Genomic DNA, 24,855 nt, shown 5'->3' on the forward strand with positions numbered 1-24,855 from the left:
TTCAACAAAATGGCAGAGCTCAGCTGATTGTAAACGTTTTTCAACAAGAAAAAGGTGCTGTCCACCTATAATTGGTCAGACACACCTTCTGTCATTCATTAGTTATCAATTGTAAGTGCAAGGCTAGCAGCTCCGATGATACCAGCATCATTTCCAAGCTCTGCTAATTTCACTTTTGTTGTACGGCGAACTTGTGGGAATGCATAACGTGTAAAGTATCCTTCGACACGGCTACGCAAGAATTCACCAGCTGCTGAAACACCACCACCGATGACAACTGAATCTGGGTTAAGAATATTTGAGATATTTGCTGTTGCAAGTCCTAGGTATTCAGAGACCTTGTCAACGATGCTATCGGCAAACTTGTCGCCTTCAGCAGCGGCAACGAAAATATCTTTACTTGTTACTTGCTCACCATTATCTACAGCAGCTTTAATAGAAGAGTCACCTTCATATCCTTCTGCTAAATGACGTGCCAAACGTACGACACCTGTTGCAGAAGCTACAGTTTCCAAGCATCCTTTGTTTCCGCAAGTACATTCAAATCCTGTTTCAGGCTCAACGATAATGTGGCCAATTTCACCACCAGCACCGCCAACACCATGGATCAAGTTACCATCAGCGATAACGCCGCCACCAACTCCTGTTCCTAATGTCACAAAGACAACATCAGGATTGTTAGCACCAGCACCAACCCAACGTTCACCGAGGGCAGCAACGTTAGCATCATTATCAATCGCAAATGGAATACCGAGTTCTTTTTCGATGAAAGATCCAACTTCTTGAGTTTCTGCCCAGTTCAAGTTGAAAGCACCAGTGACCGTTTTATTTTCACGATTAACAGCTCCTGGAGAACCCATACCAATTCCAATGAAATCTTCTGCAGTAAGTCCGTACATTTCCAAACGGTGTTTCAAAGACTCCACGATGTTAGGGACAATGTGACGACCATTTTCAAGCGTATTTGTTTCAATCGCCCATTTTTCTTGCACTTCACCTTCTGAAGTCAAAATACCAAATTTAACAGTTGTTCCACCAAGGTCAATTCCCAAGAGTTTTTTACTCATTTTCTTTCTCCATTTCAATGCGATGTTCACGTCGTAAAATCATTTCAGCAGTAAGGTAGCTGTCCTTGTCCACCAAACCATTCTGGTAGAGGGCTTCTAATTCAATCTTCATCATTTCGATATCATAGAGCCTTTTCCCTAGGTAAACTACTATGCCAAACTGTTTCAACAACTGTTGAACGTCATATAAAGTTTTCATAGCAATATTTTAGCAAAAAGCTTCTGCCATGACAAGATAGTTTTGAAAACCTTTACAGATTATTGTATACTTCAAAAAAACCTAAGTCATTTAGACTCAGGTTATTGACAATTCGGACAAATCCCATGTAAAATCATCTGTTCACGAGTAATGCGAAAGCCTGTTTGTGATTCTACCTCTTCCTTGAAAGACGGAATCGGTAAGTCTAAGTCAGTAATGTGACCACATTTTTCACAAACAATGTTTAAGTGGTCATGTCCCATAAAATCATAATAGGTTGTATTATCATTATTAACCTTGATTTCAGAGACAACCCCTTCTTCTACCAACACCTTCAGGTTGTTATAGACCGTCGCCAAACTCATCCCAGGATTGTCAGGGAGAAGGTCATAATATATCACATCTGCACTAGGGTGTTGATCAGACATCATCAAATAGCGAATAACAGCTTTACGAGATTCCGTCAACCGAATTCCTTTAGCTTTTAACTGATTTAGGACATCTTCATAAACGCCTAGACTACGTCGATGCTCAGACATATCGCCGCCTCCCTTCTTCTAAAAGTATTTTACGTCTATTATACACTTTTAGAGGAACTCTTGACAATCATCTTAACTCAAAAATGCTTATCTCAAGCCTGGAGCTTGTCCAAGTTCAGCAGTCAACATCCAGACTGTCTTATCAATTTCAGATTTAGCCGCAGTGAAGATATCATTTGAAGGAGCATCTCCTTCTTCATCTGTGATATCCAAACCAACTTGGAACAATACTGACAAATATTTGTATGTATCAACCAATAATTGGATCTGGTCAGACATTGGTTTGTCAAATGTACCAGTAGTTTCAGTCAAGCCTGAATTAGATGAAAATTCTACCAAAGTTGAGTATGGTTCCCCACCAATAGTAATCAAACGTTCACTAATAACATCAAGATGAGCATTCAAACTATCCATCAATTCATCCATTTTTGGATGAAGATAGAGGAAACCAGGACCACGCATATACCAATGAACTTGGTGAACAATTGAAGCTGCTACAGACAAATCAGCAACTGCTTGATTCAAAACTGCTTTAGTTTTTGTATTTGAAGGTGTTTCAGCTTGTTGGTTAACTGTTTCATTGATTGTTTCTTTAATTGAATCTACCATATTAATTCTCCTTATTTAGAATTACTATTATTTACACTTTTATTTTAGAATATTTCTAAATAAGATGCAAGCAAAATGTTTTTTCTCACTCTTTTTCGAATAATTAGGTATGTTAAGTATTATTTATTTTTTTCTAGGAGCCTCTTTAGGTTCATTTACCGGACTGATTTGTGATCGTTTTCCTGAAAAGTCGATTATTTTTCCTAGAAGTCACTGTAGCCATTGCAAGCATCAGTTGCGTTTTTTCGAGATAATCCCTATCCTCTCACAACTTTTCTTAAAATCTAGATGCCGTTCATGTCAGACTCCTATCCCTTTTCGTTACCTCTTTATTGAACTATTTTGTGGAGTAATATGCCTGCTATATTTCTATGACTTTTTAAGTCTTGAAGTAACCTACTTTCTTTACTTCAGCCTTTGTCTATCAATTTTTGATTTGAAACATAAATCCTATCCGCTTCTGATTTGGATAGTTGGAACAGTCCCACTCTTATTCATGGGCAACTACTACATCACATTTGCCTTAGGGATAATCCTCGCTATCCTTTCTTATATGAAGCATCTAAATATTGGGGAAGGAGATTTTCTCTATTTAGCAAGTGCCTCCCTTATTTTCCCATTTTCAAAAATACTACTTATTATCGAAATTGCCTGCCTATTAGGACTAGCTTACTTCCTTCTACGAAAAAATCTTAAGGAATGCATTGCATTTGTCCCATTTCTTTTTCTAGGGATAGTACTTCTTACTTTTTGTTCAATTATATAGAAAAAAAGCCGATAAATTCGGCTTTTCTTTATTAGTTCATATTGACACGGTGCCACTCATTAATGACATAAGAGAGCATCTCTAATTGTTGTAATCCCACATTATTAACCTCTGAAGTTTCTTCGTTAGAACCTCCTAGGTAACGTGTATAAATTGCAATAAGATACGGTGTATCTTCCATTACAATAGCATCAACGTTAAGTGCTTCACGAACATAACCTGGTTTCTGATAAATAGTCAATCCTTGATTATATGTTTTATAATAATATTCTGGGAAAGACTCTCCTAAATATTTGAGAATGTCTTTATAATCCTCTTGGTGTTTCCAAAGATAATCCAAAACTTGGATGTAATAATCCGTTGTCGTCTTATTACCATGCATTTGGATAGTCTTCACTTCACCTTTTGATTTACCGTATTTATCGAGCATGCCATAGAATTTTTCCATACCACCAAGGCGTTCCGCCAAAGCATAGGCAGGAGTGTTCTCAGAGTAAACAAGAGAATACTCTTGCATCTCTGGAATAGTCATCGAACCACCGAAAGCAGCAACATAACTATCGTGCTCAGCCTGATATTCATACTCAGTATTAGTAATATCAAAACGTTCAGTTAAAGAAAGTTTACCCTTATTAACCTGATCCATGACAAGCATGTTTAATGGCAATTTATAAGTTGATCCTGCAGTCATTGGTTGAGTATCATTCATTGAGAATTGCTCATTTGTCTTGGTATTTTTATATGAAAAGGCAATTTGGCTAGACTCAATACCTTGGTCAGCCATAAATGCTTCAACCACTTGGTTCAATGTCATGTTAGCATAATCATAATACAAGCCATTACCATACATGGTATCTGCATCTGCTTCCATGACTGCTTGTTTAGCTTCGGCTGATTTATTAGTTGGAGTTACCTTTTCCTCTTTTTCTTTGTCTTCTTTTTTAGTGACTTTAGAACTAGATCCGAAGATATTTCCAATACCACCAGTGTGACCAGCTTGTTTACCACGTCCTGCTAAAGCAAGCATGGCAACAAACAAAAGAATTACCAAAACACCTAGGAATGCTAAGATAATATAAGCTTTTTTATCATCACGAGTTGATTTTGATTTAGCTTTAGATTTCTTAGAGCGCTTACTTCTAAGTGCCAAGGTTTCATTTTTTGCTTCATTTTCCTTGTGCTCAACTGGTACTACTGATTCCTCAGCAGATTTCTTCTCTACTGATTTTTTAGAAGTCTTTTTAGCATCTTTTTTCGATGCTTTTTTGTTGTCTTTCTTAGCGCCTTTTTTGACATCTTTTTTAGTATCTTTAGTGTCTTTAGTGTCTTTTTGGACGTCTTGTTGAAGGTCTTGTTTTACCGAATCTTTCTTTTTATCTTTAGTTTTTCGGCGGCTTCCACTATACTTTTTGCTTGAATGTTTTTTCTTTTTTTTCATAACAAATATAGTTTAAGCTATAATTCACTAAAAATCAAGGAGATTTTACAATCATATTACAAAAAAATATCCCCAATAGTGAGGATAATTTTAAACTTATTTAGCTGCTGCATAAAGCTCAGCAACTTTATTCCAGTTAATGATTTCAAAGAAAGCTTTGATGTAGTTTGGACGTACGTTACGGTAGTTTAGGTAGTAAGCATGTTCCCAAACATCAAGTGCCAAGATTGGTTTCTTACCGTCTGAGATAGGAGTGTCTTGGTTAGCTGTTGAAACGACTTCAAGCTTACCTTCAGCGTTAACAACAAGCCATGCCCAACCTGAACCAAAACGAGTTGTTGCTGCTGCTGTGAAAGCTTCTTGGAAGGCTTCAAATGAGCCGAAAGCTTCGTTAATGGCAGCTGCTACTTCTGCAGTTGGTTCTTGTTTTTCAGGAGACAAGAGTTCCCAGAAAAGTGCGTGGTTAAGGTGTCCACCACCATTGTTAATAAGTGCTTGACGAATATCTGCTGGAATTTGTTCCACGTCAGCCAAAAGTGCTTCGAGATCTTCACCAATTTCTGGGTGTTTTTCAAGAGCAGCATTAGCATTTGCTACATAAGTTGCGTGGTGTTTATCGTGGTGAAGAGTCATTGTTTCAGCATCAATGTATGGTTCCAAAGCATCGTAAGCGTAAGGAAGGTCTGGAAGGATAATTGCCATAGTAAAGGTCCTCTTTTCATTTTTTCTTCATTTTACCGTAAAGTGGTAGAGCTTTCAAAAATTTTGCTTACAAAATCAAAGAAAATTCTAAATCTCTAGCGGTTTGATACGATTTTTAAAAGTGCTAAATCAAACAAGTAATCTTTATCTAAGGTTCCTGTTTTTATCTGGTAATCTGTCTCTACTAAAATCTTAATCGTCATTTTTAAGAATGCTACTGACAAAGGACGACTATCTCTCAGAGCAAAACGAACCTGAAATTGATTGACTTTACGCCCTAAATAATCTGACAGACTTGAAATAATTTGCTGCTCACTTTTGCCTTGAGCAGATAAGAGTTTAACCTGTAAATAGGTACGAAATTGTCCCAACATCACAGCAATCAACTTAATCTCATCTTCACCCTGAAGCCGTAAATCATGAACCAATTCACGAACACTCTGAATTTGGCCTCGCAAAAGAAGTTGCGTCATATCAAAAATATTATCTTGCAAACTTTTCGGAATGGCCTCAGCAATATCTTGCGATGAGATATTTCCTTCCGTTTTATACCCCTTTAGAAAAGCTAAGTTTTTTTGAACATCTGAAAAGTCAAAATTTGACTTAATCAAAAGTTCCTCAAAGACTCCTGTATCAAATGTAAGCCCCTCTTGATGCGCCTGCTTTTGAAAATAGGTTCTAAGTTCTGCATCTTTTAAAGGACTGGCTTCAAGCACCATGGCATCACGTTTGAGAAGTTTGACTAAACGACGCTTTCCATCTAGCTTTCCTGCAGACATCAAGACAAGACGTGTTGTTTCAACAGGAGACTCAAGATAATTTTCAAGGCGCTTCAACTCTTTCTCATCCAGATACGATTTTTTAGCAGTAGTCATATCTGCGAAATGATCAAAAATGACCACCTTTTCATCTGCAAAAAAAGGCATGCTTTCTAAATCGAGCTCAGCATCTTGATAATCAGTCTCAGACATATCAAAATAAGAATAGGTTAAGTCACTGGGATCAAAACCAATTTGTTTTAAAAATTTTTCTTTAGCTTGACTATACTGCCCTAAATCCTCGCCCGCCAAGACCGTTATCATAGGGAGCTTTTCTTTGGACAGCTTTTCAATCGTTTCCATAGCAATCATGGTTTTATTATAACAGAATTTTCACCATAACAAAAAGCCCACCACTAACGTGATGAACTTTACTTTATTAACCAGAGTTACGAAGACCTGTTGCAATACCATTGATGGTAATGTGAATAAGGCTAATTTCGTCATCGGTCAAATCATTGTTACGAAGACGTTTAATCAATTCAATTTGGATGTAGTTCAAGACATTGAAGTATGGTAAACGGAAGTCCAAACTTGCTTTAAGCGATGGACTTTCATCAAGGAAGCCATCATGTTTTTCAATCGCAAGAATGACATCTTTAGTCAACTGCCACTCATCCAAAATAATATTGAAGACACTACGAACTTCTTCACTTTCTGCCAATTGTGCATAGTGGAAGGCGATATTCATATCTGATTTTGAAAGCACCATGTCTACGTTTGACAAAAGTGAACGGAAGAATGGCCATGTTTCAAACATATGTTGAAGTTTCTCGAGGTTGCCTTCTTCAGCTTGGATAAAGCGATTAAAGGCAGAACCCACACCATACCAACCTGGGAACATGATACGGTTTTGTGACCATGAGAATACCCAAGGAATCGCACGAAGACCAGAAATTTCAGTAATAGTCTTACGAGCAGCTGGACGAGAACCAATATTCAAACTTGACACTTCTTTGATAGGACTAGCTTCAAAGAAGTAATCATAGAAATGTTCATTTCCAAAGACAAGGTCACGATAAATAACATTTGAATCGTGAACAATTCCGTCCATAACCTCACGGAAATCAACCAATTCTTCTGGATCGGCAATTTGACGTGTCACCATACGGTCAAGAGCAGCTGAAACAAGCATTTCAAGATTGTAGTAAGCAGCATCCTTGTTGCCATATTTATTACCGATAACCTCACCTTGTTCAGTCAAGCGGATACGGTCTTTAATGGTACCAAATGGTTGAGAAGTAATGGCATCATATGATGGGCCACCACCACGACCAACAGTACCACCACGACCATGGAAGAAGGTAATCTTAATACCACGCTCTTCCCCAATCTTAGTCAATTCATTTTGAGCCTTGTAGAGTGTCCAACCAGATGACAAGTAACCACCATCTTTGTTAGAGTCTGAGTAACCCAACATGATTTCTTGGTAGTTATTGCTATTCTTAATCCAACGTTTAACGATATCATAACCAAGGTATTGTTTCATGATATCATTAGAGTTTTCCAAGTCTTCGATAGTTTCAAAAAGTGGAACGATTTGGACACGCGCACGTTCTGTATCAACCAAGCCAACTTCTTTAAGAAGGATAGCCAACTCAAACATATCAGAAACGCTCTCAGTGTGAGAAATGATATGTTGTTTGATGACATCTTCACCAATATAGTCTTTCAAGAGACGAGCTGTACGGAAGATTGCCAATTCTTTTTCAAGAATTTCTGACTTAGGCACATTAGTTGATGACAAAGTACGAGGATCTTCTTGCAATTCTTTGAGAAGAACCGCAACCTTTTCAACCTCAGTCAATTCACTATAGTTATCAACAATATTAGCAGACTTAAGCAATTCTGCCACACAAGTTTCATGAACGCTTGAATCCTGACGCATATCGATTGTAGCAAGATAGAAACCAAAGACTTCTACAGCTTGGAGAAGCTCTTCAAAATCACCTGAAATTAAGACAGCATCGTCATTTTCAAGAAGTGAATTTTTGATTGCCAAAAGATCATCATGGAAATCCTCAGCTGTTTCATAAAATTCAGTCGTTTGTTGTGAGACAGCTTGAAGACTTTGGCTGAGACGTTGTTGCACGTAATCAGCTACTACTTCACCCGTTGAAGCTGAGCCTAGACGAACATTTTCAGAAAGACGTTTAGCAACTCTTTCCTTGCTAAAGTTTCCTTCTTTAAAGAAAAGAAGTGTCTGAATCAACTTAGACTGGATGTAACTGAAAGCACGACGGTAAGGTTCATTTTCACGATAAACAGATGTATCTGGAGAATGTTTCGCCATCTCTGCTACTGTATCTGAAACCTCAGTCAAGCGTGATGAGAGGGAGAACGAACGGTAAAGATTATCAACTTTTTCAATATAGTAGTTAAGGATAACTTCACTTTGTACAGTGGCAGAAAGTTTAAGAGTTTCTGCTGTTACAAATGGGTTCCCGTCACGGTCACCACCAATCCACATTCCCATAGTAATAGGTGTTGGATTGTCAAGTTCGATACCTTTTTCAACTGCTAAACGTTTGAATTCATGTGATAAGTTTGTAATCGCCTTAATCAATGAGGAGTTGTAATACTCCATAACGTTAGTGATTTCGTTTTTAACCTTAAGTTTTTTCTCACGAATGATATCTGTTTGCATCATGATTTCTACATAACGACGCAAATCTGCATACCATTTATCCTTGTTAATAAGACCAGCCTTAACATCACGATGCTTACGGAGAAGTTCGTGAATGTGGTTAGTCAATTCAAGCATAGTTTTACGTTGAACCTGAGTTGGGTGGGCTGTCAATACTGGCACGACATTGACATGTTCAAGAATGTCACGTGCATTTTCACTTTCAGCGACAACATCAAAGGTTTCAGACAACTTACCTAGATAAGATTCATCAATATTGTTCTTGTGGTTGACTTCATAAGCCAAATCCACGTCTTCAGAGATATTAATTAAGAGAGGTAACAAAGAGAAATAACGTGATGCAACGACCATATCGTCATTTGTCATTTCTGAAATGGCTTGTGTAAGGGCCACATAGTCACCTTCATCATAAAGTTCAACCAAATGTTGGATAGTTGTGAGACCTTGCTCTCCAGCCATGCCTCGTGTTGCATCATCCAACAATTCTTTCAAGATACCAACTTCTTCAGAGATGATTTCCTGGTTGTTACTGCTTTCCAATTTGTTAAAAGCCAAACCTTATTCTCCTTACTTTATGTAGTACCCTCTTATCATATCACTTTTAAAACAAAAGTAAACTATTTTCCTTTAAATCGTCAGTTATTTTGCAATTTTCCGACTTTTTCAAACAAATTTTCAAGGCTATTTCCGAACTTTATAAAAAAGACTCTGAAACAGAGTTCAGAATCTTAATTATACTTTTCTTGATAGAATTTGATTTCATCGCCATCTTCAACCTTAAGTTGGTTGGCTGCTTTTTCACCTAGTTTACCATTGACATCAAACATCCAATAGATCCCCTTATCTTTATCTTGAGAAATACCATCAATCTCAGTGATGAAGCCATCGTTTTCTTGAACAGGATATACCTCTTCCAATACATCAAGCACTGTATCACCTTTTTGGATTTCTACTGATTTTTTCTTACTTTCCTTATCTGTTTTCAAAATCAAAGTCACTTGACCTTGAACCTTAGACTGATGATTATTTGTGCTGCTAGTAAGTTTAGCTGCCTCATTTTTTCCACAGGCTGCTAGAGTAACAAGTGATAAAGCAAGAAAAATATATGTCAATAATTTTTTCATTTCAAAAACCTCCTAAAAATAGACTGGATGAATGGATAGAATAGAAGCGTCGATACTGCATGATAGGTGTCGTAAAGCAGACCAGAAATAACAAAGGTAATCCCACTTCTAAATAGGAGGCCATAGCTATAATCCATGAGAACCCCATAGAGAAAGGACAAGAGAGTTACCAAAGCAATCTGCCAAACAAGTGACAACCTAGGTGCAATCAAACTCCAAAGAGCCATCAAGACGCCGAAGGCAAGAATCTGATTAAAGACCCAAGGACCAAAACCAAAGATGAATCCTGAGATGGACATGGTTAAAGCCATAATCAAGAGACCATCTACCAAACCCAAGTAAAGAACAGCCACAAAAAACATAGCTGTAATAGGCTGAATATTTGGCAATCCTATAAATGCCGACCGCAATCCTACTGCCAGAGCTGACAAAATGGCTATTCGAGCCATTCGTTGAATCGTTAGTTTCATACATCTATTATGCCAGAAATAAGGAAATATGACTAGTTTTTAAAAATAAAAACTAAAGATTTCTTGAAATACAGAGTAAGATTGTACAAATTGAAGAAAGTAATATTCCTTGTTGCCTCTCCCAAATGTCAAACAGTTTGATTAGGCTAAATATTTGATATAAAAATGTACTCTCATTCACTATCCTCTGTCATCTTGACAACAGTAAATAATTAAGTTTGATTAATTATAAAAGTTAACTTGACTTATTTTTTATTTTAAAGTATATTAAACTCAAGGAGGTAGCTAATGATTCAAATTGAAAATATTAATGTGTCTTACCAACAGACATTGGCTCTGGATAATATCACCTTAAACTTGGAGGGACCTAGTATTACTGGGATTATTGGACCAAATGGTGCTGGTAAATCAACTCTAATTAAAGCATTAATTGGTATTATTCCTCACTCTGGAAAAATCCTTTTCAATAAACAACCTATTCGTCAGCAATTGAATCGTATTTCCTATGTTGCACAGAAGGCTGATATTGATTTTAACTTTCCGATTACTGTCAGAGAGTGCATCTCTCTAGGACTCTATCCCAAAACCAAGTTCTTTAAACGTCTATCTAAGAGTGATTGGTCTAAGGTCACAGATGCTTTAACACTACTTGGTCTAAATGATTTGGCCCATCGACAAATAAGCCAATTATCAGGAGGGCAATTTCAACGTGTTCTAATCGCTCGTTGTCTTGTACAAGAGGCTGATATTATTTTATTAGATGAACCCTTTGTAGGGATTGACTCTGTTAGCGAAGATATTATCATGAACACCTTGAGAGAACTTAGGGACAAAGGTAAGCTTATTCTTATTGTCCACCATGATTTGAGCAAAGTTCCTCATTATTTTGACCAAGTTATCCTCCTAAATCGTAAACTGATTGCTAGTGGGCCTACTAATCTTGTTTTTAATGAGGATAATCTCCGTAAAACCTACGGTAACAGTTTATTTTATAAAGGAGATGTAAATGATTTCTGAATTTATTGATGGTTTGCTAAATTTCCACTACTTACAAAATGCTCTTATAACGGCTTTAGTTATTGGAATTGTCGGAGGGGCTGTTGGTTGTTTTATTATTCTAAGAGGCATGTCGCTTATGGGTGATGCGATTTCACATGCGGTTTTACCCGGCGTAGCTACTTCCTTTATCTTGGGTATTAACTTTTTCATAGGAGCCATCATCTTTGGACTTTTAGCTTCTACAATGATTACCTATATCAAAAGCAATTCCATTATTAAGAGTGACACGGCAATTGGGATTACCTTTTCGAGCTTTCTAGCTCTCGGTATTATTCTCATCGGTGTTGCTAATAGTTCCACAGATCTCTTTCATATTCTCTTCGGGAATATTCTAGCTGTACAAGACATGGATATGTGGATAACGATTATCGTTTCACTTCTCGTACTAGCAACTATTACAATCTTCTTTCGCCCTCTACTCCTAACATCCTTTGATCCAATTTTGGCCAAGTCTATGGGAGTTAAGGTCACCTTCTACCACTACTTACTTATGGTTATTCTAACTTTGGTTTCTGTAACTGCCATGCAGAGTGTTGGCACTATTCTTATTGTGGCACTTTTAATTACACCGGCTGCCACTGCCTACCTTTATGTTCATAGCCTAAAAACAATGATTCTTCTCTCATCAGGATTGGGGGCTCTGGCATCTGTTCTAGGTCTTTTTATCGGCTATAGTTTTAATATTGCAGCTGGTTCGAGCATTGTATTAACGTCTGCTCTACTCTTTCTCATCAGCTTTTTCATCGCCCCAAAACAAAGTGGCATGAATAAAACTTCTAAACAATAAAAAATAGGATGAAAATAATATGAAAAAAATACTATCAACAATAGTACTACTACTTTTAGCGGTAGTTACTCTAACAGCTTGTACCAATAAACAAGGCAGTAACAAGGATAAATTACGAGTCGTTACGACCAATTCCATTATTGCTGATATCACCAAAAATATTGCCGGAGATAAAATCACTCTCCACAGTATTGTCCCCGTTGGTAAGGATCCTCACGAATACGAACCCCTTCCTGATGATGTAAAGAAGACATCGCAAGCTGACTTGATTTTTTACAACGGTATCAATTTAGAAACTGGTGGAAATGCTTGGTTTACTAAGTTAGTCAAGAATGCTCATAAGACAGAAAATAAAGATTATTTTGCAGTTAGTGATGGTGTTGAGGTGATTTATCTTGAAGGTCAGTCAGAAAAAGGTAAAGAGGATCCCCACGCTTGGCTTAATCTGGAAAATGGGATTATTTATGCTCAAAATATTGCCAAGCAACTGATTGCTAAGGACCCTAAAAACAAGACCTACTACGAAAAGAATCTAAAATCCTATACTGACAAACTTAGTAAACTGGACCAAGAAGCTAAAGAAACATTTAACAAGATTCCCGATGAGAAAAAACTGATTGTCACTAGTGAAGGATGCTTCAAATACTTCTCAAAAGCCTATGGCGTACCATCTGCCTACATCTGGGAAATCAATACAGAAGAAGAAGGCACACCAGACCAAATCAAAACACTCGTGGAAAAACTACGTCAAACAAAGGTACCAGCTCTCTTTGTCGAATCTAGTGTCGATGAACGCCCTATGAAAACAGTATCTAAGGATACCAATATTCCTATCTATGCAAAGATCTTTACAGATTCTATTGCTGAAAAAGGGCAAAACGGTGACAGCTACTACAACATGATGAAATATAATCTGGATAAAATCACCCAAGGCTTGAATCAGTAAAAATCTTATCTAAGATATGTTCTGTATTCTTCTGATAAATCTGTTATACTAAGATGAGACTATTTTCAAAGGAAGAGAAATGACACCTAATAAAGAAGACTACCTCAAATGTATCTATGAGATTGGTACTGAAGAAGGCAAAATTAGTAATAAGGAAATTGCGAACCGCATGCAGGTGTCTCCACCTGCTGTGACAGAAATGATTAAGAAATTGATTTCAGAAGGCCTTATCATCAAAGATAAAGCCAAGGGCTACCTCCTAACGGAAACAGGTACAATCAACGTTGCTGAACTCTATCGGAAACATCGCCTCATCGAAGCCTTTTTGGTGGACCACTTGCAATACACTTGTGATCAAATTCATCAAGAGGCAGAAATTTTAGAGCATACTGTCTCTGATCACTTTATCAATGCCCTTGACCGCCTACTCAATTACCCCAAAACCTGTCCACACGGTGGGCAGATTCCTAAATCAGGTCAGCTCATAGAGGAAATCTACAACCAGACTTTTACACAAGACCTTGCTCCTGGAGACTATGTCCTTCGTCGAGTTCAAGATCAAATTGATCTACTCCATTATTTGAAGACTGTCGGTCTTAAAATTGGAACACCTTTTACCTTTGAAGGCTTTGACCCTTTTACACTACTATACCGCCTGAATATTGATGGAAAAGAAATTCAAATTCCAGAAACTGTTGCTAGCAACCTTTATATTGAATCAAACTAAAAAAGCGAGGCTGATGAACACACTTAGAAGTGTCATCAGCCTCACTTTTTTTACATTTGTTTCAAGCGTTCCACCCGTTCTGAAATTGGGGGGTGGGTATAAAAGAGCTTCTGCAAACCAGATTCTTTTTTAGGGTCATTGATAAAGAGGGCTGCGCTAGCATCATCCACATGATGTTGCATTGGCGCACTATTATCAAGTTTAAGCAGAGCATTAATCATACCTTGTGGGTTACGTGTCAATTCGACGCTAGAAGCATCAGCTAAAAATTCACGCTGGCGTGAAATAGCCAACTGAACCAAGGTAGCTGCCAAAGGCGCAAGAATAATGGCAATCAAGGAAATAATGAGAAGAATAATTTCCAAACCGCTGCTTCCATTACGGTCATCATCATTTCTACGACGGCCTCCACCCCAGAACATCATATTACGAGCCATCCCAGCTAGCATGGTAATGGCAGATGCTAAGGCAACTGCTATGGTAGAGATTCGGATATCGTAGTTGCGAATATGACTCACTTCATGTCCAATAACTCCTTCAAGTTCCTCACGATTCATAACCGCAAGAAGACCTGTTGTAGCAGCTACAGCAGCATTTTTAGGGCTAGATCCCGTTGCAAAAGCATTCATTGAAGGATCATTGACAATAAAGACACGTGGCATTGGGATTTGAGCCACCATAGCCATGTCCTCGACCACATGATAAAGGTTCGGAGCGGTTTGTTCATCAACCTCTCGTGCACCATTCATAGCCATAACGACATTGGTTGATTGGAAAATCATGGTAACAGCATAGATAAAACCGATAACTAGAGCAAGAATCAGACCACCGAAGCCTGAACCTAACCAAAGATAGCCGACACCGTAACCAACAAGACCCAACAAGAGGAAAAAGACCAGGAGCAAAAGCCAAGTCTTTCTCTTATTTCGAGCAATCTGATCAAATAACATATTAGTTACCTAGTCCACTGAAATCAACCTTAGGAACAGCTTTTTCTTCTTCTGGTGTTTCAAGGAATTCAGCAGCCTTAAAGCTAAACATTTTAGCAATAACATTGCTTGGGAAAGTTTCCAATTTCACATTGTAGTTACTTGTCACACTGTTATAGAGTTGGCGCGAATAGGCAATTTTATTTTCAGTGTTCGTCAACTCTTCTTGAAGCTGGCTGAAGTTGGCACTAGCCTTAAGATCAGGGTAACTTTCAGCTACGGCAAAGATTCCAGAAACCTGACGAGTCAATTCATCACTGGCACGCATAGCTGCTGCAGGAGAAGTCGCAGCTGCTACTTGATTACGAAGTTCTGCTACTTTTTCAAGCGTTGAACCTTCATATTTAGCGTAACCTTTAACTGTTTCAATCAAGTTAGGAAGGAGATCATTACGACGTTTCAATTGAACATCAATTTGACTCCAAGCCTCCTTGGTTTGCATACGGCTTTTAACCAAGCCGTTATAACTTGTAATAACAAAAATCACAAGAACAACAATAATGGCAATAATAATCCAAATCATATTTAGTTTCCTTTCTTATACTTAAAAAGAGTCGGTACGACTTCTCTTACAAGTATTTTGATAGTCTCAGTATATCAAATTTTCAGATAAAAGTGGTAAAATGTGAGCCGTTTTACAAAAAAACTGGACAAGATGTCCAGCTTTTGTACTACTCTTTAGACGTGTGTCGTTTACCTTGGGCTAGGGCATCTGCTTCTGTCATAGTAACGACATTTGCTTTGTTGGTATTGCTAGGCATACTGTTGATGTCATACCAATAAACATCTGCTGTTCCATGACGCGCCACATAAACTGTTCTACTTTCTTCTTGTGTAGGTTGCACAGGCTCTAGCTCAGAACTCGGTTGTTCAGTCACCTGTGAACTCTCAGAACTAGGCTCAGATGGTGCTTCAGTAAATTCAGTAACCGTATTTGTCGCTGTCCCATCTGCATAATTGATTTCTGCATTTGGTGATTGGTTATCCAAGATAACATGCGTAACTCCCTGACTGTCAAGAGTCTCCTTATCTCCACCAAGTTTAATTTCTAAGAGATTTCCAGAACTATCAATACCGACATACTGAAGTTCCACTTGACGAGGCAACAACTCGTCTCCACTGTAGATAGCTGTTACCTTATAATCTAACCAATAGTTAGGGTGGAGTGCCAGCCAGTTATCCAAGCGATTCTCGTAATAAAGCATGCCTGACTGATTACCTTCGTCGGTTCCTTTATAATTTCCAGAGTTCAACCAGGCAGTCATAGGTACTAAATTCTTGCCCTCGTCATTGACACCAGAAAACTGATAGCCAATCAAATGTCCTCGATTCATTAACCAAGATTTTGATTTACCATCACCATAATAAAACTTATAGTTATGCCATCCTACAGGATCATATTTTATTTTACCGGGGCGTTTATTCTTCGGCTCGTCCTTATCTTGTAACTGTATATGAGCACTGTGGGCACGTCCTAGCTGGTCCTTCTCCTCCATGACAAACTGCTTTTGACCATTAAAAGCCAAGATACCATTATTCTCATCCGCTTGAACCACTTGAGAACTCACAGCCAAAGATTGTTTGCTAGTATCTAATGAAAATCCGAATCCTAAAGTAAATACTAAAACAAGGAGAGCAAATAAACAAATCCTACTATTTCTTTTTTCTTTCATCATCTTAACTCCTTAATTTTTCTTATCACTTTAATTATACAGGACCAAATCAAAACGGATGATTAAAAATAAAGAATAATGATATTAGGTATCTTAGAGCTTGCTTAAAAACAAAAAAACATCCAATTTAATGGATGTTTCTTACCTATTATTTACCTGCTTTTTTACCTTGTTTTGTAAGATAAACTGTAGATATACTTAGTGCCGCAGCAACTCCGACAAGAAGGAAGACCGTTGTCGTATTAGACTTACCTTTTTCTTTTGAAGTGCTAGCTTGGCTTTCAGAACTCTTGGCCACCTGTTTAGCCTCAGTTGCTTTATCAATTCGGGCGACATTCTTAGGTGTGTCATCCTTCTTGCTTTCCGCCAATTCTGACAAATCACTGCTAATCTCTTTGGCAACACCTTCAGAGCTTGTAAGTGATGCCGCTTCTGAGGCTAATGTTTCAGAGGCCATAACCGCCATAACTTTACTTGCAATCATATCCACAGACTTCTCATTCAAAAGAGAATTATAGCGAATAGCTTCTGAGGCGAGCTGACTGCTTGTTACAGAGATTTTTAGGTCATTGTTATAAGCGACCTGACTATTTGGTGAGATGCTGACAACTTCAGATGTACGTGCTGTTGTTGGAGATTCAGAAACTTTGACATCGACCTGACTTGTTGAACCTTTTTCAATAACTTCTGAAGAAACCTCGCTAATCGGATCCTTTTGTGTACTTTCTGAAGTTGGAGATTTCTCTGGGCTGTCAGAAGTAATTGCTACGTTAACCTGACTAGTAGATGAAGCCACTGAAGTTTCCTCATTCTTTGGTGACTCAGAGACTGGAGCAGTTGAGCTTGCTTCACTCTTTGCTGTTTCTGAAACTGAAGACTCTGAGATCACTTCACTGTTAGAAGCTTCAGAAACTGGAGTGCTTGAACTTGCCTCACTCTTTGGTGTTTCTGAAACTGATGTCTCTGAGATTACTTCACTGTTAGATACTTCAGAAACTGGAGTGCTTGAACTTGCCTCACTCTTTGGTGTTTCTGAAACTGATGTCTCGGAAGCTACTTCACTGTTAGATGCTTCAGAAACTGGAGTGCTTGAACCTCCCTCACTCTTTGGTGTCTCGGAAACTGAAGTCTCTGAGACTGGATTATTGACAGGCTTTGTTGGAGAAACTGTTGAAACAGCTCCAACAATCGTCGCCTTATTGTCAATCGTATTATTAGATAAACGGATTTCTCCATTACCATTGTCACCCATCTCAAAGTTTTTGGTAATCACTGGATCAGCCAAGGTATTCAATAGTTTATTATCGTAGACATCGACATTCTTGATTGTTCCACGAACTTGTTGGAAATCAATGGCACCACGATGGAGGTTATAGAGGTCATTAGTTGTCCCTGAACGTAGAACGGTATTGTCATGAATCTTAATTCCAGAATCATTGAGGTCAAAATTGTGACCTGCAAAGACAGTGTTTATACGGATACCTGCTCCAGCAAAGACGTCCTTGATGAGGTTTCCTGAAATTTCATGCCCCTTACCACCAAAAATACCGATACCAGCCGCACGCCAGCCTGATTCAATGGTGTTGTTTAGGAATCTATTATTTTCCTCAACTGCTGCATTTGTCCCATCTGAAATACTTGACCAGATAGCTAAACCATCATCACCATTCCCACGGATATTAGAGTTTTTAACTGTTGAATTCTTGGTCCCTTGAGCAAAGTTAATACCATCAGCTAAGTTATTACGGATACGAGCATTTTCAACGACAAGACCGTCCGTATACTTCATATTTCCCGTCTGGTCGTAGTCTCCAATCCACATACCGACTTCAAAATGCTGAACCCAGATGTCGTGAATTTTCGAATCCTTACCAAGTGTTCCCGAAATAGCCTTGTACTGCGCATCCTCATTATAACGAGACGTCAAGTTAGAATCCATGTAAAGATTGCTCAACTCAATGCCATTACTATTATGACCGAAGACAATACCACCACCATAGCGTTTGTCACTTGTAAAGTGTAGTTGCGTATGCCAAACGCCGGCACCTGAGATTTTTAGATTATCAGCTTCAATATTAACCTGTTTGTCAAAATTGAAACGTCCTTCTGGAATATAGACAGATTTTCCGCTGGCTTTAGCTTCTTCCACAGCCGCAAGTAGGGCAGCTGTGTCGTCACTATCATCATTGGCAGATGCACCCTTATCCACGATACTGATACTATTTTCACCTTGGGCAACAGGCGCTGGAGCCTGTTCTAGCTCAATAAAGTCAATACCGTAAGGGACATTGTCATCTTTCTTTTTAACTAGAGAAATCTTATCTCCAGATTTCAATTGGATATCCTTTAGGAGAAGACGTGTCTCATCAAAACGAAAACGTGCACTTGAACCATCAATGGCTTGATCATACTCATGGTCCCCTTTAAGGTACTGCCATGCTGAGTGAGATGACAAATCAAGATTACCAACGCTTGAACCATTGACCTGCACATCCAACTGACCTGATGCACCATCAGGTATTGTATAACGCACATTCAAAGCATTGGCTGGCTCAGTGACATTGAAAGTAACTGCCGCATCCTTTTTAGGAAGTTCAACATAAGTTTGGTTAGTCGCTTCCACAGCCGTAGATTCCATGTCCGTTGACTGCTGGATTGTAGCACCATTTTCAACACTTGCATTTTCTGCCTCATGAGTCGTATAAGGCATTTTTGCACCGTAACCATCTGTGCTGTACTCCTTGCCTTGACCTTGGTCCTCAGTCGCATTGGTTAAGACATTTGCTGAAGTTTCTTGAGTTTGTGGGTTACTTGCCTCAACTAATTGATCAATGGTCGGAGTCTGTTCAGCCGCTTGAACAGTGGTAACCTGTGGCTGAGCTGGCATAATATTGGCAGGCTGTGACGCTTGCACAGTCTCAACTGATGCTGGTTCGGAAGTCGCCAATTGTGCCGTTGAGGCTGTTTGAGGTGTCTGTGCCTGATTTGAGGCATCAGTCAAATCACTAATCGATTGTGCCTCATCAGCCTGAGCAGCTTGCCCATTAGCAAGAGCCATAAAGCCAATCAAAGCTGATGCTGCGCCAATAGAATATTTACGGATGCTGTACTTTGGTTTCGTTTTTCTTTCTTTAAACAAGTCTATTCTCCTGATACTTTTTTTCACAATCTCTCTATCATAGGACCAAGCCGTCCTTTGAAAGAAAATAAAGATTCCCTCACATTAAAGATTGTTAATAATGCTGTTGTTTTTCTTATTAAAAACAAACCAAAATAAATTATAAGGGATGAAAAAGTAAAAAAAAAGGCTAGGCTATCCATTTTAACAAGGCCTTAACAAAATTGTCATATTAGAAAGTTCAGTCAATCACGTCTAAATTACAGTCTAAAAATGTCGCACAAAAAGGTGATTTCTTTCACGTGTAAGAAAGAAAAAACTCTGAATTTCCATAAAGGCTTATTTAGCAAGAGTTATCAGGCAAAACAATCAAAATGTTTTAAATTTGTTTTCTCAGATTTCTGTCAAACGTTTGACAGTCTTTTTTAATTTTACGCTTCAAAGTATTATTTTCCGAATGTTTTAGTATTACAAATGTTAAACATCAAAAAAATAAAAAAGAGACAAAAATCTGCCTCTTATTTTTCAAAAAAATAACTAACCTAACAAGATTTTACGATAACATTGCCTCTAGTTCTTCAAGTGACAGACCAGTCACATCTGATACTACTTCTAGAGATAGACCTTTTGACAGCATCTTACGAATCAGTTCTAGTTGTCCCTCATGGCGACCTCGCTCCAAGCCTTGTTCTAGTCCCTGCTCTAACCCTTTCTCTATGCCTTCTTCACGTGCTTCATCGATAGCTGTTTCCATAGTCATGTCATAATTTTCTTGAATACGTATGCGTTCATCAATCATCGCCTTTTCCTCCTGTGTCCAGCTGGATGAATCCAGTAATGAATCGGCATGCGTGACCGCTTGACTAGGTGCCTTGGAAAATGGGAGATTTCCAAAAAACTCTAGCCACTGCCGCCCTTCATCCCTGATATGCTTATCTTTATTATACTTATCCAACTCTAAAAAGGCAATCTGAAGAAGGTTTTGCCGTTTCCCATCCTTATAGAAAGAATACAAAGGCTTGCCCGTCCGACTATTGGCCATCCAATAAGTATTAATCGGGGACTCCTCATCTGGCAACAAGGTCTTCTCCAAGATAGCTATGCCATAGACTGGCTTCATCTGCTCGTACATCTTATGCGTCTGTCCTTGTTGGCGTAATTGTTGCACATTTTCCACCAGCTGGTTAGCCAAATAATAATGAAAACGATTGAGAAAATAATGCTGCTTACGCACCTGAATCTCAATGATAACCTCAGTTCCATCATTCAACTTAGCCCAAACATCCACCGAGGTTGAAAAGAGCTCATCCTCGTCAAAGTCCTTTTTATGAAGCTGTGTCCCCTCCAAAATCTGAGCATCCACAACATCCAAATCCAAAATATCTCGAATAAAAGCCACCGTCACCTCAGGCAGGCTAAAAATCTTCTTAGCCATGATATCCAAGGTCGGTGAGACATGCTTGTGTCTTTTTTCCATTTACCTCTCCTTAAGAAAAAATAGAGGGTTGGCCCCTCTACTTCTACTATTCGGAAAAAGTAAATGAAAGCTTGCAACTACCCCTTAAATGCTTTCACAAAAGCCTTGAGTTCTGCGTCTGCTTCTTTGGTCGTTCCATGAAGCTGACCAAGCATATCAAGAAGGGAGGCTGTCTGACTTTCAATCGTCGCATTGGTCTGATTAATCTTAGCCACAATCTCGGTCAAGGGCTCCACTTCTTCTTCCTCAAAGGTATCCACATAGCGAGGGATATTAAGGTTGTAGTCATTTTCCACAATCTCTTCAAAACTAGCCAGATGGGCAAACTTGTCCATATCCTCACGGCTCTTATAGGCATTGAGAATCTTTTCAATATGGGCATCTGTCATGATGTTCTGATTTTTCCCCTTATCAAACTCCTTAGAGGCATCGATAAAATAAACATCACGATTGGTGCGGTTCTTTTTGAGAATGATAACCGTTGTCGGAATACTGGTATTAAAGAAAATATTAGCAGGCAGACCGATAACCGTATCAATGGCACCCTCTTCTAACAAAGCCTTACGAATAGTCCCTTCGGCGTTACCACGGAAGAGCACCCCATGAGGTAGAACGATGGCCATAACACCATTGTCTTGCTTCAAGTGATAGTAACCATGCAAGAGGAAGGCAAAATCAGCCTTAGACTTAGGTGCTAGTTTCCCAAATGGTGAGAATCGGGGGTCATCCATGAAACCTGAGCTTGCAGACCACTTGGCTGAATAAGGCGGGTTCATGAGAACACCGTCAAAGTTAGTCGGCTCTTGGGTTGGCCAATCTTCATCCAAGGTATCAGCGTTGTGTAAAAACTGGTTTTCAATCGGCACACCGTGCAGAATCATGTTCATACGTGCCAGGTTATAAGTTGAGGTGTTCAACTCTTGACCAAAGTAAACCACTGTCTGTGGTTGACGTGAATAGCGTTTGGCATTAAGCAAGAGCGATCCTGACCCCATAGTCGCATCATAAAGGGTAAAGCCTTGCTTGTCCTCACGACCTAAAAAGGCAATCTGAGTCATGAGCTTGGCAACAGGTTGCGGTGTATAGAACTCACCAGCTTTTTTACCCGAATCCGTCGCAAACTGACCAATCAAGTACTCGTAAGCATCCCCCAACATATCACCAGCATGACCTGCCACATCTAGGACTGCCAACTCTTTCATCACAGCCGCAACCGTTTGATTTTGCTTTTGAGGAGTCGCTCCAAGTTTCTTAGAGTAGAGGTCGATATCTTCAAAAAGGTTTTCATAAAGCTCGTCACTCTGCTCAATATCACGGAAGCCCTGAGCCAAGTCCTCTAACTGAAAGCTTCCATCGTTCACTCGCTCCACTAAGGCCGTAAAGGTCAAGTCAGGATGAATGGCATAACTCATCTCATCAGTGATAACTGTCAAGAGGTCCTCGTGAGTCTCCTCGTCCTCGTAGTATTTACGATAGACTGCCAGTGCCTCTTCCAAGCTTTCTGTTTCTTCCCCCATGGTCTCTGCCACGAAAAAGAGCATCTTGTCCGACAAATACTTGTAAAAGACCATGCCCAAGAGATAAGACTTGTAGTCGTTGGCATCCATCTTAGAGCGGAGCACATCCGCTGAGTTCCACAGGGCTTGATAAAGCGACTGGGAGGTTTGTGTTGTTTCCATAATAATTCTTTCTGATTTCTTTTAGACCTTTTCTTGTTCCAGTGGGACGACAGCGAGGGTCTTGCCCAGACTGGCTAAGACTTTCAAAACCGTGTCCAATTGAGGACTGGTCTTTCCTGTCTCCATCCGAGCGATGACCGGTTGACTGACCCCACTAAGTTCTTCTAGTTTCTTTTGGCTAATGCCCTTTTCATGCCGAGCCTCGATGAGCTCAGTCATAATCGCGACCCGCAAATCACTTTCCAGGATTTCTTCCTTGGTGAAGAGCTCTGCTCTCACATCTTTCCAATTGCTGCCGATGGCACTATTCTTCATCTCTTAGCCCTCTTTCCTTCAAATCTTGCAACTCTCGCTTGGCTTTTTCGATCTCTCGTCTGGGTGTCTTTTGCGTCTTTTTGACAAAAGGATGCAGTAGGACAAAGCTCCCATCCAGCCAAGCCACGAATAAAATCCGATCCCGCAAGGGTCTCAACTCCCAGATTTCCGCATCCAGATGCTTGATGTAGGGTTGGCCAGCACGAGTTCCATGCTGGCTCAACAGTTCAATATAGTCGTTGAGCTTGTTGAGTTTGATCCGACTGTCCTTGCTATCGTTACGGCTAGCTTCCTCATGTAGTCCAAGACCGGTTGATTCCCTTGTTTGTCCTTATAAAAATAAATAGCGTGCACAAAGCAACCCCTTTTCGAACTTATTATAACTCTAAAGTTATTAAAAGTAAATACTTTTAAGTTATTAAATACTAAGGAACACCCTTTGAAAGAATCAAAGGGGCTCACTTATACTATTCGAAAAAGGCTGTGCTTATGGATGCTGATAAAGGGAATTTTTGAAGGTTAGATAAACATATCTTGCAAGAGTTTCTTTTTGAGTGTTTCTAGCTGAGAAATTTTATCTTGGTAAGAGTTGATGAGGTTATCAAGGTTAGAGAAATAGGCGCCGATGGCTTGTTGTTCTTCTAAAGATGGTATTTTTATTTTTAAAGAAGAAACTTGTTCTAAGGACAGATTTGGTTGTGCACCTACTGTGGGGTTTTTTCGGATATAATCTTTCACAACTTCCCCAGATAATACTACTAACAAAAAATATGCATCTAATTTGTACCCTCTAATAATTGCAAGAGCTTGATTTGTATTAGCTGGAAGAATATTATTTTTAACAATTGCAGTTCTACCAAGAGTACCCGCAATCGAAAACAATATATCTCCTTCATACAGTATAGATCTCTTCAAACTTCCGAAATGCTCTTCCTCTGAAATTTTAACAATAGGATAGATTTCATTATCTTTTAAGTTTTCAACCTTAACAAAGTTAACCTTTCCTTGTTCTGATTGCGATTTTCCCGTAGTTCCTTTTGTAATCAAATCACAAAAATCACCTAACTTGATTAGGTCCCACTCACCTTTATATCCATCCAAACGTATCTCAGGAACAGTCTGTCCAGCTTTTGGAAACATCTTAGAGAGCATGGTCGCCTTGAGAGATTGATAGTTAGCAAGATTGTCCTTGTAGCTAGCCAGAAGGTCGTCGAGGGTGCGGAAGAGGGTGCCGATAGCAGTTTGTTCTAATGAACTTGGGAAAAATATCTTTATCTTTTTTAATTCACTAGTCTTAATTAATGGTTGTCCTGTACCAAAAGATAACCTTTTAAGATTATAATGCAGTAATGAATAATATAAATAATCCAAACAATTTGATTTTATATAAACTGTATTATCTGTTATTTTTGCTTCTCCAGAATATTTATAAATCTCTCCTGCATTCGCTCCAACTCTAGCAGTTAAAATAAAATCACCAGAATAATCAAAAGAATTATCAAATCCAATAATAGAAGTTGACCCCAATATCGGAAAAGAATTTTTTATAGAATAATCATTAATTATATATTCACTTTTTCCTGTACCAATTTCAAGTACAAAATTTACTATAGTCTTCAGTTCCCATAAACTATCTTTAAAAATATTTATCCGTATTTTCGGTTCAAACATTAATTAGTCTCCTCTATTTGTACTATATTTAGCAC

At 38.8% G+C, this 24,855-nt stretch carries 23 protein-coding genes and 1 pseudogene; 5 read left to right on the plus strand and 19 right to left on the minus strand.

The window, feature by feature from the left end; translation table 11 throughout:
* Nucleotides 1-98 precede the first annotated feature (98 nt).
* The 4 genes from H7T98_RS07680 to H7T98_RS07695 all read right to left on the minus strand — a co-directional run bounded on the left by H7T98_RS07680 (nt 99) and on the right by H7T98_RS07695 (nt 2,414).
* Nucleotides 99-1,067, minus strand: a complete 969-nt coding sequence (locus H7T98_RS07680) for an ROK family glucokinase (protein WP_195917813.1) — start codon at nt 1,065-1,067, stop codon at nt 99-101.
* Nucleotides 1,060-1,266 (minus strand): YqgQ family protein, encoded by a 207-nt coding sequence (locus H7T98_RS07685; protein ID WP_014634249.1) that lies wholly within the window; start codon nt 1,264-1,266, stop codon nt 1,060-1,062. Before H7T98_RS07685 ends, H7T98_RS07680 begins: the two co-directional genes overlap by 8 nt.
* Nucleotides 1,267-1,367: 101 nt before the next feature.
* Nucleotides 1,368-1,805 (minus strand): Fur family transcriptional regulator, encoded by a 438-nt coding sequence (locus H7T98_RS07690; RefSeq protein ID WP_195917814.1) that lies wholly within the window; start codon nt 1,803-1,805, stop codon nt 1,368-1,370.
* Nucleotides 1,806-1,892: 87 nt separating this feature from the next.
* Nucleotides 1,893-2,414, minus strand: a complete 522-nt coding sequence (locus tag H7T98_RS07695; RefSeq protein ID WP_195917815.1) for a Dps family protein — start codon at nt 2,412-2,414, stop codon at nt 1,893-1,895.
* 109 nt (nt 2,415-2,523) lie between these two features.
* Here H7T98_RS07695 and H7T98_RS07700 point away from each other — a divergent pair, with 109 nt between their 5' ends.
* Nucleotides 2,524-3,180, plus strand: a complete 657-nt coding sequence (locus tag H7T98_RS07700; protein ID WP_195917816.1) for a prepilin peptidase — start codon at nt 2,524-2,526, stop codon at nt 3,178-3,180.
* A 31-nt stretch (nt 3,181-3,211) separates the two neighbouring features.
* Here H7T98_RS07700 and H7T98_RS07705 read toward each other — a convergent pair whose 3' ends face one another.
* The 6 genes from H7T98_RS07705 to H7T98_RS07730 all read right to left on the minus strand — a co-directional run bounded on the left by H7T98_RS07705 (nt 3,212) and on the right by H7T98_RS07730 (nt 10,379).
* Nucleotides 3,212-4,618 carry a serine hydrolase gene (locus H7T98_RS07705; RefSeq protein WP_195917817.1) on the minus strand — a complete coding sequence of 469 codons (1,407 nt, stop codon included), beginning with the start codon at nt 4,616-4,618 and terminating at the stop codon, nt 3,212-3,214.
* A gap of 96 nt (nt 4,619-4,714) precedes the next feature.
* Nucleotides 4,715-5,320, minus strand: coding sequence for a superoxide dismutase SodA (gene sodA, locus H7T98_RS07710; protein ID WP_004182735.1), 606 nt, complete (start codon nt 5,318-5,320; stop codon nt 4,715-4,717).
* A gap of 95 nt (nt 5,321-5,415) precedes the next feature.
* Complete coding sequence (gene holA / locus H7T98_RS07715; protein ID WP_195917818.1) at nt 5,416-6,450, minus strand: DNA polymerase III subunit delta; 1,035 nt, start codon at nt 6,448-6,450, stop codon at nt 5,416-5,418.
* Nucleotides 6,451-6,517: 67 nt separating this feature from the next.
* Nucleotides 6,518-9,340 carry a phosphoenolpyruvate carboxylase gene (ppc, locus tag H7T98_RS07720; protein ID WP_073689706.1) on the minus strand — a complete coding sequence of 941 codons (2,823 nt, stop codon included), beginning with the start codon at nt 9,338-9,340 and terminating at the stop codon, nt 6,518-6,520.
* A 173-nt stretch (nt 9,341-9,513) separates the two neighbouring features.
* Complete coding sequence (locus H7T98_RS07725) at nt 9,514-9,909, minus strand: DUF4430 domain-containing protein (protein WP_048790740.1); 396 nt, start codon at nt 9,907-9,909, stop codon at nt 9,514-9,516.
* Nucleotides 9,906-10,379: a substrate-specific component CbrT of cobalamin ECF transporter gene (locus H7T98_RS07730; RefSeq protein ID WP_021147012.1), complete on the minus strand. Its 474-nt coding sequence runs from the start codon at nt 10,377-10,379 to the stop codon at nt 9,906-9,908. Before H7T98_RS07730 ends, H7T98_RS07725 begins: the two co-directional genes overlap by 4 nt.
* A gap of 288 nt (nt 10,380-10,667) precedes the next feature.
* On the opposite strand from H7T98_RS07730, the gene H7T98_RS07735 reads away from it, so the two are divergent.
* The 4 genes from H7T98_RS07735 to H7T98_RS07750 all read left to right on the plus strand — a co-directional run bounded on the left by H7T98_RS07735 (nt 10,668) and on the right by H7T98_RS07750 (nt 13,898).
* Complete coding sequence (locus tag H7T98_RS07735) at nt 10,668-11,396, plus strand: metal ABC transporter ATP-binding protein (protein ID WP_002890643.1); 729 nt, start codon at nt 10,668-10,670, stop codon at nt 11,394-11,396.
* A complete protein-coding gene (locus H7T98_RS07740) occupies nt 11,386-12,225 on the plus strand; it encodes a metal ABC transporter permease (RefSeq protein WP_021147014.1) in 840 nt (279 codons plus the stop codon). Before H7T98_RS07735 ends, H7T98_RS07740 begins: the two co-directional genes overlap by 11 nt.
* Before the next feature lie 19 nt (nt 12,226-12,244).
* Nucleotides 12,245-13,171 (plus strand): metal ABC transporter substrate-binding protein, encoded by a 927-nt coding sequence (locus H7T98_RS07745; RefSeq protein WP_048790738.1) that lies wholly within the window; start codon nt 12,245-12,247, stop codon nt 13,169-13,171.
* Between the two features lie 79 nt (nt 13,172-13,250).
* Nucleotides 13,251-13,898: a metal-dependent transcriptional regulator gene (locus tag H7T98_RS07750; protein WP_048790737.1), complete on the plus strand. Its 648-nt coding sequence runs from the start codon at nt 13,251-13,253 to the stop codon at nt 13,896-13,898.
* 50 nt (nt 13,899-13,948) lie between these two features.
* Here H7T98_RS07750 and htpX read toward each other — a convergent pair whose 3' ends face one another.
* The 9 genes and pseudogenes from htpX to H7T98_RS07795 form a co-directional block, all read right to left on the minus strand.
* A complete protein-coding gene (gene htpX, locus H7T98_RS07755) occupies nt 13,949-14,848 on the minus strand; it encodes a zinc metalloprotease HtpX (RefSeq protein ID WP_048790736.1) in 900 nt (299 codons plus the stop codon).
* Nucleotide 14,849: 1 nt separating this feature from the next.
* Complete coding sequence (locus H7T98_RS07760) at nt 14,850-15,410, minus strand: LemA family protein (RefSeq protein ID WP_002890636.1); 561 nt, start codon at nt 15,408-15,410, stop codon at nt 14,850-14,852.
* 148 nt (nt 15,411-15,558) lie between these two features.
* Nucleotides 15,559-16,563, minus strand: a complete 1,005-nt coding sequence (locus H7T98_RS07765) for a DNA/RNA non-specific endonuclease (protein ID WP_037600896.1) — start codon at nt 16,561-16,563, stop codon at nt 15,559-15,561.
* A gap of 145 nt (nt 16,564-16,708) precedes the next feature.
* The gene (locus H7T98_RS07770) at nt 16,709-19,699 is read right to left on the minus strand and encodes a YSIRK-type signal peptide-containing protein (protein WP_201035937.1); all 2,991 of its coding nucleotides are present in this window, start codon (nt 19,697-19,699) and stop codon (nt 16,709-16,711) included.
* Nucleotides 19,700-20,231: 532 nt separating this feature from the next.
* Complete coding sequence (locus tag H7T98_RS07775; RefSeq protein ID WP_201061608.1) at nt 20,232-21,155, minus strand: Rpn family recombination-promoting nuclease/putative transposase; 924 nt, start codon at nt 21,153-21,155, stop codon at nt 20,232-20,234.
* Between the two features lie 77 nt (nt 21,156-21,232).
* The gene (locus H7T98_RS07780; RefSeq protein ID WP_037600884.1) at nt 21,233-22,834 is read right to left on the minus strand and encodes a type I restriction-modification system subunit M; all 1,602 of its coding nucleotides are present in this window, start codon (nt 22,832-22,834) and stop codon (nt 21,233-21,235) included.
* Nucleotides 22,835-22,855: 21 nt separating this feature from the next.
* Nucleotides 22,856-23,149, minus strand: coding sequence for a helix-turn-helix domain-containing protein (locus tag H7T98_RS07785; RefSeq protein ID WP_021144391.1), 294 nt, complete (start codon nt 23,147-23,149; stop codon nt 22,856-22,858).
* Nucleotides 23,139-23,503 (minus strand): annotated as a pseudogene (locus tag H7T98_RS07790) (type II toxin-antitoxin system RelE/ParE family toxin). The gene H7T98_RS07785 and the pseudogene H7T98_RS07790 overlap by 11 nt, the downstream one beginning before the upstream one ends.
* A 165-nt stretch (nt 23,504-23,668) precedes the next feature.
* A complete protein-coding gene (locus H7T98_RS07795; RefSeq protein ID WP_201035938.1) occupies nt 23,669-24,820 on the minus strand; it encodes a restriction endonuclease subunit S in 1,152 nt (383 codons plus the stop codon).
* Between the last annotated feature and the right edge of the window lie 35 nt (nt 24,821-24,855).

Source organism: Streptococcus sp. 23.2 (genome assembly GCF_016648665.1).
GTDB classification, from domain to species: Bacteria; Bacillota; Bacilli; order Lactobacillales; family Streptococcaceae; genus Streptococcus; species Streptococcus salivarius_E.

Coding starts and splice junctions, on each gene's coding strand:
- H7T98_RS07680 (WP_195917813.1), bottom strand. CDS start 1,067: ATGAGTAAAAAACTCTTGGGAATTGACCTTGGTGGAACAACTGTTAAA.
- H7T98_RS07685 (WP_014634249.1), bottom strand. CDS start 1,266: ATGAAAACTTTATATGACGTTCAACAGTTGTTGAAACAGTTTGGCATA.
- H7T98_RS07690 (WP_195917814.1), bottom strand. CDS start 1,805: ATGTCTGAGCATCGACGTAGTCTAGGCGTTTATGAAGATGTCCTAAAT.
- H7T98_RS07695 (WP_195917815.1), bottom strand. CDS start 2,414: ATGGTAGATTCAATTAAAGAAACAATCAATGAAACAGTTAACCAACAA.
- H7T98_RS07700 (WP_195917816.1), top strand. CDS start 2,524: ATGTTAAGTATTATTTATTTTTTTCTAGGAGCCTCTTTAGGTTCATTT.
- H7T98_RS07705 (WP_195917817.1), bottom strand. CDS start 4,618: ATGAAAAAAAAGAAAAAACATTCAAGCAAAAAGTATAGTGGAAGCCGC.
- sodA (WP_004182735.1), bottom strand. CDS start 5,320: ATGGCAATTATCCTTCCAGACCTTCCTTACGCTTACGATGCTTTGGAA.
- holA (WP_195917818.1), bottom strand. CDS start 6,450: ATGATTGCTATGGAAACGATTGAAAAGCTGTCCAAAGAAAAGCTCCCT.
- H7T98_RS07725 (WP_048790740.1), bottom strand. CDS start 9,909: ATGAAAAAATTATTGACATATATTTTTCTTGCTTTATCACTTGTTACT.
- H7T98_RS07730 (WP_021147012.1), bottom strand. CDS start 10,379: ATGAAACTAACGATTCAACGAATGGCTCGAATAGCCATTTTGTCAGCT.
- H7T98_RS07735 (WP_002890643.1), top strand. CDS start 10,668: ATGATTCAAATTGAAAATATTAATGTGTCTTACCAACAGACATTGGCT.
- H7T98_RS07740 (WP_021147014.1), top strand. CDS start 11,386: ATGATTTCTGAATTTATTGATGGTTTGCTAAATTTCCACTACTTACAA.
- H7T98_RS07745 (WP_048790738.1), top strand. CDS start 12,245: ATGAAAAAAATACTATCAACAATAGTACTACTACTTTTAGCGGTAGTT.
- H7T98_RS07750 (WP_048790737.1), top strand. CDS start 13,251: ATGACACCTAATAAAGAAGACTACCTCAAATGTATCTATGAGATTGGT.
- htpX (WP_048790736.1), bottom strand. CDS start 14,848: ATGTTATTTGATCAGATTGCTCGAAATAAGAGAAAGACTTGGCTTTTG.
- H7T98_RS07760 (WP_002890636.1), bottom strand. CDS start 15,410: ATGATTTGGATTATTATTGCCATTATTGTTGTTCTTGTGATTTTTGTT.
- H7T98_RS07765 (WP_037600896.1), bottom strand. CDS start 16,563: ATGATGAAAGAAAAAAGAAATAGTAGGATTTGTTTATTTGCTCTCCTT.
- H7T98_RS07775 (WP_201061608.1), bottom strand. CDS start 21,155: ATGGAAAAAAGACACAAGCATGTCTCACCGACCTTGGATATCATGGCT.
- H7T98_RS07780 (WP_037600884.1), bottom strand. CDS start 22,834: ATGGAAACAACACAAACCTCCCAGTCGCTTTATCAAGCCCTGTGGAAC.
- H7T98_RS07785 (WP_021144391.1), bottom strand. CDS start 23,149: ATGAAGAATAGTGCCATCGGCAGCAATTGGAAAGATGTGAGAGCAGAG.
- H7T98_RS07795 (WP_201035938.1), bottom strand. CDS start 24,820: ATGTTTGAACCGAAAATACGGATAAATATTTTTAAAGATAGTTTATGG.